Source organism: Limnothrix sp. FACHB-881 (genome assembly GCF_014698135.1).
In the GTDB taxonomy this organism is placed as follows: Bacteria; Cyanobacteriota; Cyanobacteriia; order CACIAM-69d; family CACIAM-69d; genus CACIAM-69d.
Map to the genome: position 1 here is coordinate 1 of NZ_JACJSN010000032.1, position 14,968 is coordinate 14,968.

13 protein-coding genes are annotated in these 14,968 nt (G+C 57.4%); 9 read left to right on the forward strand and 4 right to left on the reverse strand.

All coding sequences use genetic code 11. From position 1 onward, the window contains the following. The first annotated feature begins 308 nt into the window (after nucleotides 1–308). From H6G52_RS18155 to H6G52_RS18175, 5 genes are all read left to right on the forward strand, one after another. A complete protein-coding gene (locus H6G52_RS18155; protein ID WP_099535378.1) occupies nucleotides 309–1,097 on the forward strand; it encodes an RNA polymerase sigma factor SigF in 789 nt (262 codons plus the stop codon). A gap of 319 nt (nucleotides 1,098–1,416) precedes the next feature. Beyond that, complete coding sequence (locus tag H6G52_RS18160; protein ID WP_099535376.1) at nucleotides 1,417–2,262, forward strand: hypothetical protein; 846 nt, start codon at nucleotides 1,417–1,419, stop codon at nucleotides 2,260–2,262. A 368-nt stretch (nucleotides 2,263–2,630) separates the two neighbouring features. Then, a complete protein-coding gene (locus H6G52_RS18165) occupies nucleotides 2,631–3,164 on the forward strand; it encodes a hypothetical protein (RefSeq protein WP_190530199.1) in 534 nt (177 codons plus the stop codon). 505 nt (nucleotides 3,165–3,669) lie between these two features. Next, the gene (locus tag H6G52_RS18170) at nucleotides 3,670–3,885 is read left to right on the forward strand and encodes a photosystem I reaction center subunit IV (RefSeq protein ID WP_190354314.1); all 216 of its coding nucleotides are present in this window, start codon (nucleotides 3,670–3,672) and stop codon (nucleotides 3,883–3,885) included. A gap of 110 nt (nucleotides 3,886–3,995) precedes the next feature. Then, nucleotides 3,996–4,862, forward strand: coding sequence for a DNA-formamidopyrimidine glycosylase (locus H6G52_RS18175; protein WP_190530201.1), 867 nt, complete (start codon nucleotides 3,996–3,998; stop codon nucleotides 4,860–4,862). A 28-nt stretch (nucleotides 4,863–4,890) separates the two neighbouring features. Here H6G52_RS18175 and H6G52_RS18180 read toward each other — a convergent pair whose 3' ends face one another. Beyond that, the gene (locus H6G52_RS18180; protein WP_190530203.1) at nucleotides 4,891–7,815 is read right to left on the reverse strand and encodes a CapA family protein; all 2,925 of its coding nucleotides are present in this window, start codon (nucleotides 7,813–7,815) and stop codon (nucleotides 4,891–4,893) included. A 64-nt stretch (nucleotides 7,816–7,879) separates the two neighbouring features. Between H6G52_RS18180 and H6G52_RS18880 the strand changes: the two genes are divergently transcribed. Next, nucleotides 7,880–8,005 (forward strand): hypothetical protein, encoded by a 126-nt coding sequence (locus tag H6G52_RS18880; RefSeq protein ID WP_255407566.1) that lies wholly within the window; start codon nucleotides 7,880–7,882, stop codon nucleotides 8,003–8,005. Nucleotides 8,006–8,331: 326 nt separating this feature from the next. Here H6G52_RS18880 and H6G52_RS18185 read toward each other — a convergent pair whose 3' ends face one another. Further along, nucleotides 8,332–9,576, reverse strand: coding sequence for a phosphopantothenoylcysteine decarboxylase (locus H6G52_RS18185; RefSeq protein WP_099535365.1), 1,245 nt, complete (start codon nucleotides 9,574–9,576; stop codon nucleotides 8,332–8,334). Nucleotides 9,577–9,938: 362 nt separating this feature from the next. Next, nucleotides 9,939–10,535, reverse strand: a complete 597-nt coding sequence (gene lepB / locus H6G52_RS18190; RefSeq protein ID WP_099535361.1) for a signal peptidase I — start codon at nucleotides 10,533–10,535, stop codon at nucleotides 9,939–9,941. A 390-nt stretch (nucleotides 10,536–10,925) separates the two neighbouring features. On the opposite strand from lepB, the gene H6G52_RS18195 reads away from it, so the two are divergent. After that, the gene (locus tag H6G52_RS18195; protein ID WP_370567113.1) at nucleotides 10,926–12,065 is read left to right on the forward strand and encodes a DegT/DnrJ/EryC1/StrS family aminotransferase; all 1,140 of its coding nucleotides are present in this window, start codon (nucleotides 10,926–10,928) and stop codon (nucleotides 12,063–12,065) included. On the opposite strand, the gene hemB is transcribed toward H6G52_RS18195, so the two are convergent. Next, nucleotides 12,062–13,135, reverse strand: a complete 1,074-nt coding sequence (gene hemB, locus H6G52_RS18200) for a porphobilinogen synthase (RefSeq protein ID WP_190530205.1) — start codon at nucleotides 13,133–13,135, stop codon at nucleotides 12,062–12,064. The genes H6G52_RS18195 and hemB overlap by 4 nt on opposite strands. A gap of 395 nt (nucleotides 13,136–13,530) precedes the next feature. Here hemB and folE point away from each other — a divergent pair, with 395 nt between their 5' ends. Then, the gene (gene folE / locus H6G52_RS18205; protein ID WP_099535359.1) at nucleotides 13,531–14,166 is read left to right on the forward strand and encodes a GTP cyclohydrolase I FolE; all 636 of its coding nucleotides are present in this window, start codon (nucleotides 13,531–13,533) and stop codon (nucleotides 14,164–14,166) included. Nucleotides 14,167–14,774: 608 nt separating this feature from the next. After that, the coding region (locus H6G52_RS18210) for a transposase (protein ID WP_190527913.1) at nucleotides 14,775–14,968 on the forward strand (194 nt) is incomplete at its 3' end.

Sequence of the window (14,968 nt, forward strand, 5' to 3'; positions counted from 1 at the left end):
ACAGGCACGGCGGAACTGTGATGGGGGTAGCGAGGCGAGGCTTTCGTAGAGCATCTCTCGATGGTGGTGACAGCGACTTTCCACACCACTATTCTATTCGTGCAAGAGGTCTAATGAAATGCAATCCATCAACGGGATCAGCGACTGGGGCCGAAGTCTAATGGATCGGTGATCCCAGGCAGAGTAGCTAGAAAACCACAATGCGGTTTTGCTGTGCTACGAATCACAGCGATCGGGTAGTAATGGCCATACACTAAGAAACAGGGTGTCAGACCCCCTAAAGTCAACGCACTACCCTGCTAGTAACCATGGCTGCTCGTCCTGCTTGTATTGCGCCCAACGACCTGCGCGCCCGCAGTTTGGAGTTGCTGAACGCCTATCGGGCCTGTCCCTCAACGGAACTGCGCAATCGCTTGGTTGAGCTGAACTTTGGCCTGGTGAAGAAAGAAGCGGCCCACTGGGTTGCCCAATGCCAGGAAAGCTACGAAGATCTGCTCCAAATTGGCAGCATTGGCCTAATTCGGGCGATCGAGCGGTTTGATGCTAGCAAGGGCAATGCCTTTAGCTCCTTTGCCCTTCCCTACATTCGGGGCGAAATTCAGCACTACCTCCGCGATCGCAGTAGTTCAATTCGGATTCCTCGCCGCTGGTTGGAACTCCAGCAACAATCCGCCACCATCACCCGCAACTTGCGGGAATCCCTGGGCCGCCAGCCCAATGATTGGGAAATTGCGGAAGCCCTCGGCATTGAACTGAGTGAGTGGCAGCATGTGGAGCTGGCTCGTCAAAATCGATCGCCCCTTAGCCTGGATGCACCGGTACGCAGCGACGAAGAAGAACCGTCATCCTTGGGGGACACGCTCCCCGATCGTAAATATCGCAGCTTCCAACTGGCCGAAGAAGACCGCCTGCGTTTGAACCAAGCCTTGGTCAAGCTAGAAGAGCGCACTCGCCAGATTCTGGAATTTGTTTTCCTCCATGACTTGACCCAAAAAGAAGTGGCCGATCGAATGGGGATTAGCGCTGTGACCGTTTCCCGTCGGGTGCGCAAGGGTCTCGAGTCCTTGAAGGACATGATGGAACCCGTTGACGATTAGTTAATGGTTAACCATTGACGATTCAGCGTTGACGATTCAGCGTTGATGACTAACCCTTGACCACTCAGCGGTTCAGGTTGAACCTTTGGGTAATCACCTAGCCCCGTTCTGATCGCCTAGGAGTTGATCTCATCAAGCTCCAGAGGCCAGTTCTCAACCCGATTGAGGTCGCTTTCGAAGCAGCATTGCCAAACCCGAGGCCAATCGGAGACCAGGACTCAGAAAACGAGACGATCGCCTAGCCATTGGTTACAATGCTGGGCAGCTCAGTCCCTTGGACTCAACCATCCCGCGGACTCAACCATCGGAGAATTCACCTATGCCCAGCCTGGTACGGTTTGGGGCAGCCGTAGCCCTGCTGGTGGCAGCCACCAGTTGTGGTGGCCCCACAGACACTGCAACCACTGACGAGGCCAGCCCAACTGCGTCCCCCGCCAGCGGTACGGATGCGCCCACTGCTACCGTGCCCAAGGCTGACTTCAAATCGCCCATGGTTGCCGGTCGCCCCAAGACGGCCGTACCCACCATCCAGCGGTTTATTCAGCCCACCAACATTGACGCAAGGGCCAAGCAAACCCAAACCGAAATTCAGCAAAATAGCAAGAACAGTCGGCGCGATCCCTTTGCGATTCCGCTGCAAGTGCAGCCCCTGGCCAAGTTGCCGGATGGCAGCCCTGTGGGCCCCAGCGTGACCCAATCTCCCCGACCGATTGCCATTCCATCCCCCACTTGGCAAGAGCCGGAAACCGATGTGGAAGGCCGCGATTTCCGAGGCTATCCACCGCCAACGCTGGTTGATCCGCCCAAGCCGCGGCCGGCGGTGCGTCGTCCCACACCTGCCCGCTCTCCGGTGGCTGCGCGGCCGCAAGTGCCGCCTGTGACGGTTCCCAGTCAGCCGCCTGCGCCTCCTTCGCCCACGGATGCCCTCAGTTTGCGGGTGACTGGTGTGGTGCAAGTGGGCGATCGATTCCAAATCATTGTGCAAATTCCCGGTGAGAACTCCGAGCGCTACGTGAATGTGGGCGATCGAATTGCCAATGGCCAGGTGTTGGTGAAGCGGGTAGAACTGAGCAAGACTCTGGATCCGGTGGTGATTTTTGAGCAATACGGCCAAGAAGTGGCGAAAAATGTGGGCGACAGTGCCCAACCGATCGCCATGCGTTAGGGATTGCTTCAGCAAGATCGCTCAAGCAATTGCCGAACCCAACTGGCTCAGCTAAATTTCCCTAACCCGATTTGCTCAGCCAGAATTGCCCAACCAGAATTGCCCAACCAGAATTATTCAGCCAAAATTGCTTAATCAAGTTTGCTGAACCAAATTTGCCTGACGGTCTGTTATCAAATTTCTAAAACCCTGATGTTGTTGTTTGGGTGACTGGTGGCTGCTGATGGTTTTGGGTATCCGCAGTTCCCGACTCTTCATGGTTAAAAGCTGTGGAGAGAGTCCTCGGGTGCTCAAGGTTTAGAACGGTTCAGCGATGGTTGAGCCACGCATCCGAGCGAGGAAGAAGTGAACCAGAAAGGAGTGAGGACATGGCTGGTTTAACGCGAACAACGTGGATTCGGGCCGTTTTGGCCACAACTTGCATGGCGGCCACCGCTGCGGTGGTCATGGTTGGTAACTTGTTACCGAGCAACGCCCAGCAAAGTTGGCCGCCGGGCTTTTATCGGCGAATGAGCGATTCCACTATCCGTTGGGTTGCGGGTGATGGTCGCATGTGCCGTGTGATGAATCGCGATCAGTTGACGGCTTTTGGGGGCGATGGTGTGGTGCGAGTGGTGGGCGATCGCTCCACGTTCGATCGGGGCCGGACGGATACAGGGATTTGCCCTTGGCCCGATGGCATCTATCGCGAAACCAACTGGCGCAATATTTGGCAGTTTCTCTACACCGTGGGTAGCCGTCGGTATTACTGCAACATCACCACTCAGCAACACCTCCAGGCTTACAACCTGGTCGATGAGCAAACAAACCCTGTGATTTTGACGGTTCCCAATCGATCGCGCCTGGGCTTCAAGCGGGAATGGGCGGGAGATTGTGTTTGGCCCAACGTTGGCAACAACTAGATGGGCAAAGATTTCGATCCAGAGTTCTCAGGTCAGTTCTCGGATCAGTTCTCAGATCAATAGCCCGATCGACCATGGCTTGATCAGTGCCCGAGTCAGTGTCCGAGTCAGTGCCCGAATCAACACTTGAATCAACACTTGAATCAATGCCCTGGTTGGCTGCCCTCGGTTTAGCGAGTAATAAAACTTAAAACCTCACCCCTTTAGTCGTTGGCTGGGCGATAGTAGCCTAGAGAGCAGCCACTTCACCCTAAACGGGACTCAACAGGACTGGCCTTCTGGGCTGTCCTTCCGATGTGGGTGCGATCGTCACGGGCAGTCAGTCCGAGACTCAACATCGACGCGCCGATCGGGTTCATCCAGATTTCTGGGGGCGATCAAGGCAGCGTCAACCCATGGATGAATTAAACAGTTTCGGCTGTTTAATTTAGGGCCAAAGTCCCTGAGTCTTAGACCTGGGGATAGGGTCAAAAGAGAGAAAAATAAACCAAAGGAAGATAAACCTATGGCGGTTCAACGCGGTGCTAAGGTGCGGGTTCTGCGCCCCGAGTCGTACTGGTATCGGGATGTGGGCACGGTTGCTTCGGTCGACCAAAGCGGCATCAAATACCCGGTAATTGTCCGTTTTGAGAAGGTCAATTACTCGGGCATTAACACCAACAACTTCGCGCCCGAAGAGCTGGAAGTGGTGGAAGCGCCGAAGGCTGCTCCGAAAAAATAGGCGAATCACCGCTGCGATCGCCCGTTGGGGATGGTGGCAGCGTTGCGCAAACCAGGGCGCTGGCCTTGGTCTGATTCGTGGGTTGGTTCTTTGCAAGGCTGGGGGATGTTGTGCCAGAGCTGCCAGAGGTAGAAACCGTCCGGCGGGGGTTGGCCACAGCAACTCCCGGCTGGCTGATTGTGGGGGGTGAAGTGCTGCTCGATCGAGCGGTGGCGGCTCCGGAACCCGAGGCGTTTTTAGCGGGCTTGCAGAGCTGTTGCCTGGTGAGCTGGAAACGACGGGGCAAGTATTTGCTGGGCGAGTTGCAGCGAGCGCAACGGCCGGCCGGCTGGTTGGGGGCCCATTTGCGAATGACGGGCCAGTTTTTGTGGGTGGATCCGGCGACTCCGGTACATCAGCACACACGGATTCGGTTGCGACTGCGCTCCAACGCGATCGAGCGAGAATTGCGATTTGTGGATCAGCGCACATTTGGGCATTTGTGGTGGGTGTCACCCGATCGCCCGATCGAACAAGTGATCACCGGTTTGGCGAAGTTGGGACCAGAACCCTTTGACCCGGCTTTTTCGATCGATTACTTTGCGGAGCGGCTGCGAAAACGCCACAAAACCATCAAAGCCACCCTGCTAGATCAAGACCTAGTGGCCGGTTTGGGCAATATCTACGCCGACGAATCCCTTTTTTTGGCAGGCATTTGGCCAGAAACAAGGGCCGCAGACCTGAGCATGGAACAGGTTGGCAAGCTCCATCAGCAAATTCGCCAAGTGCTGGAAGCCAGCTTGGCGGCGGGCGGCACAACCTTTAGCGATTTTGTGAACCTGGAAGGGGTAAACGGTAACTACGGCGGGGAAGCTTGGGTGTATAACCGCAAGGGGCAACCCTGCCGCGTTTGTGGCACGGCGATCGAGCGGTTGCGGATTGCGGGTCGATCGAGCCATGTTTGCCCTCAATGCCAGCCCCGATCGCCCCAAGCCTGAACCTGGAACCATGGGGGCTAATCAATGGCTATGGCTCCAGGATGGCCTGGGCCCGATCGGCCGCTGACTTCACCAACGCGGGCAGGCTGAGGCTGCTGTAGTTGGCAGGCATCGAAGATGGTGCAGCCGTGAACCCGTTGTCCTGGGTGACTCCCGATGGGGTAGGGGCTGTAAAGGGCAGTTGAGGGCTGGTGGTCGATCGCCCGGCGGCCGGCTCTGAGCTGGTTGCTTCTGGGCCAATTTCAAAGGAAATCGATCGGCGCGGGCCGTTGCCCATGGGGCTAGGTGTTGCTGATGGGTTTCCTGCCGGAGCCGTGATGGCCGCCACGGAACGGTTGCTAGGCCCCAACGCTTCATCCGTGGGGGCTTCTGCATTGCGCACCAGTTCGCTCAGTTCCACGGCGGTCATCAATTGCGCCAGTCGATCGCGTGCCGATTGGCCACTGGCTTGGATTCGCTGGCCGATCGCGCTGCCGTCAGAAGAACTGATGGGGTTAGCCCCAGCTTGAGAGGGGCGCTGAGGAGCGATCGGGGCACTGGCCACGGCGGGCGAGCTGCTGGGCATCGGAGCTGCTGCGGGGCTGGGTAAGGGGGCGACCACGATCGGCGATTGCCCGTTGGTGGTTGCGGCCGATCGGGTGAAGCTCGGCAGTTGGGGTTGGGGGCGATCTCCGGTGGCTGTCAGTGGAGCCGTTGGGGCGATCGTCATTGGGAGGGCACTGGAACTAGGATTACCAGAACCGGGATTACCAGAACCGGGATTACCAGAATCGGGATTGCTTGAAACAAAATCACCCGAGCCAGAATTGGGAGTCAGATTGGGAGCCGATCGCGCCGTCAACACCATGGATTGGGTCAGGGGTTGGTCAAACCGGCGGGAAATGTAGGTTAGCTCCTGCAAAATCTCCTTCGCCCGATCGCCCTTAGCCACCCGGGGTTGGTAGTTTTGCACCCGCACCGGCACAAAGTCCACCTTCATTTGGCGATCGCGCAGGGCCACCTTCAGCACCGCCGTATCGTAGGTGCTGCGCGAGTGGCCACCAAAAATGAAGTTACCTAGGGAATAGACGATCGCCCGATCCTTGTAAACCTCAGCGCCTTGCAGCACATGGGGATGGTGACCCACCACCAAATCCGCCCCCGCATCAATGGCTCGCCGGGCGATCGACCGTTGGTAGGGAGCGGGATAGCGTGCCAATTCTTCGCCCCAGTGGAAATTCACCACCACCCAATCCACCTGATCGCGCACGGCTTGGATATCTGCCGCCAAGGCCTCGTTTTCGCGTGGGTTAGTGCCCGCGCTGGTTTCCGTGGCCGCGTGCCAATGGGCGTTGTAATAGCCAAAGTAGGCAATCCGTTGACCCTTCACGTCCAAGATTTTGGGGCGACGGGCTTCGGTGATGTTTTCCCCGGCCCCGATCGCGTGGATGTCGCTTTGATCTAAGGCTGCCAAGGTGTCCAACAAACCCGGCCGGTTATAGTCCATCGTGTGGTTGTTGGCCAGCGTCACCAGGTCAATGCCCCCCGCTTCCAGGGCGGCCACCGATTCCGGTTCCGCGCGGAAATTGAAACGCTTGCCCGATCGCTTGCGGTCAGCATCCGTAATGGGGTTTTCCAAATTCACCATGGCCACATCGACCGATCGGGACTCGGGAAACTGGGCCAACGCCGCCGACCAATCTCCCCCTAACCGCCGCTTCACCCGATCGCTCAGGGTCACATCTCCCCCAAACATCAAGGTCACCGCCGGATCGGTGGGATTAGCGGGTGGGTGATTCACCACCGGCAACAGTTCCAAAGCTCCCTGCACCACGGGTGGCCGCACCTGCCGCACCCGACTGGCCACGGGAGCAATCGCCGGGCGCAGGGGCAAGACCTGTTCCGTGGGATTCCCGCTGCGAGGGCTGGCCAAGGGTTGTTGGGGGCGCGATCGGGTGGCATCGGGCGATGAACTAGCCAGCCACAGGGCCAACACAAAGGGCACGATCGTCGCCCCGCCCAACAGCACTGATCGCCAAATGGGTTCCAGGGCCGGATCCGTGGCCCATTGGGTTAATCCCGCTAGTCCTAACTCCCGCCGGCCCGCCGGAGCCGCAATCCGAATCGTTTGTTGCCAAAGGGGATCCACCTGCCCTGACACCGTGGCCCGAATCCGCACGCCGCTGACTTGGCCTTGTTCTGAGGCGTTAAATTGCCACAGTCGTCGGCAAATGGTTTGCACGATGTAGGGTTGGCTCAGGGATTCTGAGGTACTGCCTGAAGCGCTGTCTGAGGTGCTGTCTGAAGGGCTGCCTGAAGTGTTTGAGGTCGCCAGACTTTCCCCATCGCTGGAGATGACTTCGGCGGCCGTTGCTGCCATCGCGGCCTCTGGCGGCAACTGCACTTCCACCACCAAGCAGCGACCATTGAGCCGATCGACCGTTAGCCCAGCCCCCAAACTTTGCCCCACCGGCTGCAGCCATTGGGAAATAGTGCCCAGATCCATGCCAACGGGAGATCGCCAGCGATCGCGTGTGGCCGTCGCCAGCGCTGACCAACCATCTCGCGCCACCAGCCAGCTATGGGCCAAGCGTTGCATCACCTGCTGCTCGGGTGATCGGGGCAACACCTGCTGATAATAGGCCGTGGAACTGAGGCCCGGCCGCTGCTCCAACTGCACCGACTGCTGCCACAGCAATTCCGGCTGACCCACGCGCCGGGCCATGATCCGCACCCCTTCCACCGCCGCCAAATTCAAGCCATGGAGTCGGTGGCAGATGAACCGCACCAACCGATCGCGCTCCGGTTCTTGCTGGCACTCCACCCACACATCAATTTGGCCGGTCATTTGCGCCGAAACCTTGGTGCGGATGCCATGGGGAGCCAGGTAGCGATCGAACCAACTCGCCAACGTGCCCGCATCCCACGTCAACCCGATGCTTCCCGAACCACTAACCCCAGCCGCATAAACCATTGTGTTCTAACTCCTCAACATCACGCGATCGGGCCCTGGGCGATCGGGGAATCGATCGACCGGGGTGAGCGCTGGCGATGAACCCACTCAGTTGCTTGCACTGTTTGAATTGCTTGGATTGCCGGAACTGCTGAAATTTTGGGAGTTGCGGGAACTGTTTGCCCAGCACCGCTACCCAGCCGCGATTTAAAACTTGCCCACACCAAGCTCCTATGGGCAAGCTTGTTTGAGCAGTCTTCCAACAGTATTTCAGCAGGATCGCAATCTCAATCTCAATCTCAATCTCAATCGGTTTTAAACGATATATGCGCCGGTTGCATGTTTTTGGGGCCGTCCCCTTGGGCGATTGCGAGCGCCTATAGCATCGCACCGATCGCTTCAAATCGGCTAACCAGCGCCCCGGCCCCACAGCTTTGCGAGCCGTTAGCCATCGCCATTCGCCAAGATTGGGAGAATGAAATCAGGAATTAGGACAAGACCTTGAGACCAGAAATTAGGCAAAAAATCAGCCAAAACCTAGAACAGGCTTTCCAGCCAATCGGCAATGCCCATCGCAATTCCCGGCTTGTCTAACATCCGCAGGGGCGATCGATCCCGAGTGACCAAATAGGCCACCTGTTCTCCCCGGGGCCCCGTCTCATTCCCCCGATTGGCCACCACTGCCAAGTGACCCCGCTGGAGTCGATCGTGGGCAATTTGCATCAGGGCTTCGTGAGTCACCCCCTCTTGATACTTGAAGCTGATCAAACCCAACTGGGGGGCCAACTCGCTCACCAGGTCAATCACCTTCTCCGTGGGTTGCAGTTGAATCGTCTTCCACTGGCCGCCGCTGGGAATTTTGCCCGGGTGAATCTGCACGGGTTGATAGTCCGCCACGGCCGCCGAAAAAATCCCGAACCGATAATCCCGCTCCTGCAACAGCGACAACACCCGATCGCGATAGTCGTGATAGGTCGGTGTAATGGTGTGGGGGATCCAGTCCGGTGGCGCGGTGCTGCCCGCCCCATGCACCAGATGCACTTGGGATCCCCGGAGATAGAGTTCTTTGGCGATTTCAATTCCCAGTTGCCCCGTGAAGCAGTTGGTAATTCGACGAATGGCATCCAAGGGAACCGGCGTTGGCCCACCGGTCACCATCACCGGCACACCGTGCAGGGGCGATCGACTCAGTACCCGACAGACCTGCACCACAAGGGTTTGCGGATCGGGCAAATTGTTCTTGCCATAGGCGCGGCGGGGTTGAATCATCCGTACCCCAATCGATCGCAGGGCCTGCAACGAATCCGTCAGGAGGGAGTTGTGCATCGTGCCATGCATCGTCGGAGCCACCAACACCTCCGTGCGGCCCGCCTCCATGCGCCCAATGGCCGAAGCCAAGGTCGCCGTCACCACGCCATCGGCAATCCCCAGCCGCATTTTATTAATCGTGTCGTAGGTGGCGGGGGCCACTAAGTAAGCCGCGAAGGGGTGAGCATCGCTGAGGTGTTCGGCCGCGGCCGTGAGTTTGGTGACAACGGGGTTCGTGGTGCTCCATTCCAGGGCCTCCAAGGTGACGTAGCGGCGGGCCTCCTTCGACACAAAGGCCACCACATCCGCTCCTTGGCGACGCAGGGCCCGGGCCACATCGGGCGATCGATAGGCGGCAATGCTGCCACAAACGAGGAGGGCAATGCGCCGGCCGGCCAGATGCATCCCATCCAACAGCACCTCGCGATCCCCCATTTCGGAGGGCGGCGGAGGCGACAAATCCCAATCATCCATAGGGGGATTGATAGGTCTAAACGAGGGGTCAAAATCCCAGGAAAATGAGTCGGCAACGGTCATGGAGCGATCGGGGTCAGGAAGCTACCTGGATGGCTGGAAGGGTTGCCAACGGATGATGAAAAGTCTATTGAAAAATGGCTATGGCGTGAAAAAAGTCTTCAGAAATCGAGTCAATAGACTTCAAACGGCTGAAATAGTTGAATTAATAATTAAAAACGATTCAAAATGATTAAAAACGGTTGAAACAGTTGAATTTAAGTTACATCTGAGCGAGATCAACTTCAATCCAAGAAAACTTACACGGAGTCATCTTGGATTTAAGCGGTGGGTTGGGTCGCGCTTCCGGTCAGTGGTTGGGTCTAGCGGCTGGTGAGACCGAACCGATCGAGCGGCCAAAACCGCCACCAGGCCCGCCCGATCGCGTTCTCGATCGGCAAAAAGCCCCACACATGGGAGTCATTGCTATTGTTGCGGTTATCGCCCATGACAAACAACATTTGTGCAGGAACGGTGACGGGCGCTAACTCGTAGGTGGGTGGCTCCAGGGTGTAAGGCTCCGTGAGGGGTTGGTCATCCAAATAAACCTGGCCGTTTTTGACGGCGATGGTTTGGCCCGGAAACCCAATAACCCGCTTAATAAACGCTTGATCGCGGGGGTAACCCAGGGCTTGCAGTTGGGGCGGCGGCGCAAAAACCACAATGTCGCCCCGTTGCAGGGGCCGGAACCAGTGGGAAATTTTTTCCACCACCAACCGATCGCCCACGGCCAAGGTGGGATACATCGATTCAGAAGGAATGACGCGCGGTTCTGCCACAAAGGTGCGAATCAACAGGGCCAGCACGAGGGCAATGCCGATAATTTGCACGCTTTCCCGCCACCGCTGCCAACCGGATGGGCGATCGGGGAGGGGGCTGGACTTGGGGCGATCGGCTGAATCCTGACTCAGTGGGGCCATGAACAACGTTCTCCAAAAGTTCTGTTGATTAACCCCCAACAGCATGGGTGGGAACAATGGGGCTGTGTGCCTTGTGGGGTTCCAGACGGTGTTGCCTGAGCGGTGTTGCCTGAACGGTGTTGCCTCGAAGATTAAGTGCCCGAGACAGTTACCAAAGACAGTTACCAAAGATGGTTACCGGAGACGATTCGGGACGATTCAGGAAACCGCAAACGGGACACTGAACGCATCGTACAGGAGCAACTACCACCCGGTGCACACCAATTGGCGAAATCAGGCTCCAAAATCGAGATACTGAACGATCTTCCCGCTACTTTTTGGATTGAGCAATTAACTATGACCGATGCTGTGCCGGTTTCCCTGACCCATGGTCCAATGGTGACCGCTCCGATTACGCCCATGGCAATGCCGATTCCCCTAGTGGATTTGTCGATGCAGCACGAGAGCTTGCGGGCCGAACTCGATCGCGCCATTGCCAGCACGCTCGATCGGGGCGATTTTGTGCTTGGCCAGGCCTTGGCCACCTTTGAGGCGGCCTTTGCGGCGGCCTGTGGCGTTGAACATTGTGTTGGCGTAGGCACGGGAACCGATGCGTTGGCCTTGGGGCTAACGGCCTGTGGCGTGGGGCCGGGAGATCAGGTAATTGTGCCAGCCAACACGTTCATTGCCACGGTGCTGGGGGTGTTGCGATCGGGGGCCCAACCGGTGTTGGTGGATTGTGATCCGGACACGGCGCTGATCGATTTGGCGGCGGCGGAACGGGCGATCGGCCCCAAAACCAAGGCCCTGATTCCGGTTCACCTCTATGGGCAAATGGTGGATCCTGAGGCCCTGTTGGCGTTGGCCGATCGCACCGGTCTGTTGATTTTTGAGGATGCGGCCCAGGCCCACTTGGCGCGGCGGGGCGGGCGGTTGGCCGGCTCCTTGGGACGGGCGGCGGCCTTTAGTTTCTATCCGGGAAAAAATTTGGGGTCGATCGGGGACGGTGGAGCCGTGGTCACCAATGATGCGGCCGTGGCGGCAAAGGTGCGGATGTTGCGCAATTACGGCGCACCTCGCAAATATTTCCACGAAGAGTTGGGCATGAATTCGCGGCTTGACACGTTGCAGGCGGCGGTGTTGTCCGTGAAGTTGCCCCATTTGCCCCGCTGGAATGAAGACCGGGCCCAGTTGGCGGCGGCCTACGATGCGCGGTTGGCGGCCCTGGCCGATCGCGGCATTGTCCCGATCGCCAATCAGTCGGGGCTGGGCCATGTGTATCACCTCTACGTGGTGCGGGTGCAGCCCACCTGTCGGCTCGATCGCGATCAACTGCTGGCGGCCCTGCAACAGCAACAGATCTTTGCGGGCATTCACTACCCCATTCCCTGCCATCTGCAACCGGCCTTGCAATCCTTGGGCTACGGAGCTGGGGCCTTCCCGGTGACGGAACAGTTAGCCAATGAAATTCTCTCGTTGCCCCTGTTTCCGGGCCTGACCCTGGAGCAGCTCGATCGGGTTGTGGGGGCGATCGAGCTAGCCACCCGCTAGGGCCGCTCCCTTAACCAGCGGGCCGCGTCCACCGCGTGATAGGTCAAAATCCAATCGGCCCCGGCCCGCTTCATGCCCAACAGGGTTTCCAGCACGATCGCCCGTTCATCAATCCACCCCTGTTCGGCAGCAGCCTTCACCATGGCGTATTCCCCAGACACGTTGTAGGCCGCCACCGGCAGTTGGGTTTGGGCCTTCAGTTGCCAAATGATGTCCAAATAGGCCAAAGCCGGTTTCACCATCAACACATCCGCCCCTTCCGCCAAATCCAACAGCGCCTCCTTGAGCGCTTCCCGTCGATTAGCCGGATCCATCTGGTAGGTTTTCTTATCGCCAAACTGTGGGGCGGAATCTAGGGCATCCCGAAAGGGGCCGTAATAGGCCGAGGCATATTTGGCACTGTAGGCCAGGATGCCCGTTTGCCAAAATCCAGCCGCATCCAGGGCTTGGCGAATGGCCCCCACTCGGCCGTCCATCATGTCGGACGGAGCCACAAAATCCGCCCCTGCGGCCGCTTGCATCAGGGCCTGTTGGGTCAAGACTGTCACGGTTTCATCATTCAAAATCCGTCCCGCCTCATCCACAATTCCATCGTGGCCGTGGGTGGTGTAGGGATCGAGGGCCACATCCGTAAAGACCAATAGATCGGGAAAGGTGGCTTTGATGGCTTTGACGGCCCGGGGCACAAGGCCGTTGGGGTTGTGGCTTTCGGAGCCGATCGCGTCCTTTTGGGCGGGCGGAATCACGGGAAACAGGGCGATCGCCCCAATGCCCACCCCTTGAATCATCTGCAACTTTTCCAACAACCGATCGAGCGATCGGCGATCGCAACCGGGCATCGAGGGAATTGGCTCCACCAGCCCCGTCCCTTCCATCACAAACACCGGATAGATCAAGTCTTGGGCCGTCAACACCGTTTCCGCCACCATTCGCCGCAGGGTGGCGGATCGGCGCAATCGCCGTGGCCGCGCGATCGGTTCCGCTGTTGATTCCAGGATTGGTTCCAATGTGGATTCCGGGGCGATCGGGTCTGTGGTCTGGGTGGTTGGCGAAATGGGGGTGACGGTCATTAAAACACTCCGATTTTCAAAAGTCGTTTTCAAAAGTCAGTGCGATCGAGATGGCGCGGTTAGAGACGGTGCTGTTAGAGACGGCGCGATCGATGGGTCAGCCTCTCGCTTCAGCCGGCATCAGGGATCTGTATTAGCGATCTGCATCAGCAATTTGATGCAAAAGTGATCGTATGAGAATGATTATCATTATAATTTCTCAAGGGAAATTCAAGCCAGTTGCTCCAAATAACTGGTCTGATGCCAACCCAAGTCATGGAACCAATGCTGGTTTCTAGGGCTGGATGGGTTGCGCCGCCCAAACTCTGAATCTCTTCAACCTGCACGCTCACCTACCCGATCGGGCTGGGTGGGCGTTTCCCAATCCACTCCAATTCACCGCAATCTCAATCCCTATGACCCTTTCGATCGAGTCACCTCGGCCCAACCTGATCACCACGGCGGCCAAATCCCCCGTCAGCCAGGCCGAGATGGAGCAAGCTGTGCGGACGCTGTTAATTGGATTGGGGGAAGATCCCGATCGCGAAGGCCTGCGCGACACCCCCAAGCGAGTGGTCAAAGCCTTGCAGTTTCTGACTTCGGGCTATCGACAATCCCTAGATGAACTGCTCAATGGTGCTGTTTTTCACGAAAACGCCAATGAGATGGTCTTGGTGCGCGATATTGACCTGTTTAGCTCCTGCGAACACCACATCCTGCCGATCATTGGCCGGGCCCACGTGGCCTACATTCCCGATGGCCGAGTGATTGGCCTGTCCAAAATTGCTCGAATTTGCGAAATGTATGCCCGACGGCTCCAGGTGCAAGAGCGGCTGACGGCCCAAATTGCCGATGCGATTCAAGGGTTGCTGATGCCCCAAGGAGTGGCCGTGGTGGTGGAAGCAACCCACATGTGCATGGTGATGCGTGGGGTGCAAAAGCCAGGATCTTGGACTGTGACCAGTGCGGTGCGTGGAGTTTTTGCGGAAGATCCGAAAACCCGCCAGGAGTTCATGGATTTGGTGATGCACCAACGAGGATTCCGCGCCTAGATCTCTAGGCTCTAGATTTTTAGGCTAGGTCTCTAGGCCTGGGTCTCTGGGCTACAGATCTAGAAGTCTCTTGCTGGCGGCGACATTTGGGGGGCTGCTGGCCCCCCGCCAGCCAATCTGGTCTTTTGAGGTGGCTGATTAGACCTCTTGCACGAATCAGCTCGTTGCCCTCATCCCCCAACCCCTTCTCCCAAGGTGGGCGAAGGGGAGCCAGAACTGCTGGGTTACGGCGATCTTGTGGCGGGTGATCAAGTCCCTCTCCCGACTTGGGAGAGGGATTTAGGGTGAGGGTCTTGATTAATGCAAGAGGTCTATTGGGCCAAATTAGGCAACCCCAATCCATCGCCACTAGGGCTGTAACCAGCAAGGAATTGATCGAAAAAGAGATAAATCCAATAAAGAATTCAAAAATCGAAAATAGAGCAACAAAAATAGAGCAGTAAAAAATAAAAAAGGACTGCCTAGGCAGCCCTGGATGATTCCTTAGATGATGGATTCTTTAGAGATCGAAGGGAAACTTAGAGCTAATTTATAAAGAAAAGCTAAAGCCGACTTGGCAGCTCTAAATCCGGTTTTAGGCTAGACCTAACCGAAGCATCACCCAGCTCATGAGTCGTCTCCCGGTCATTGCTAATCCTACCCGCAAAGCCTATCCCAGTGATTTGAGCGATGATGAGTGGGTGCTCCTCCAGCCGCTGCTGCCCGCTCCTAAAGGCTTTGGACATCCGATAGAAGTTGATTTCCGAGAAATCCTCAATGGCATCTTTTACGTCCAGCGCACTGGCTGCCAGTGGGAAATGCT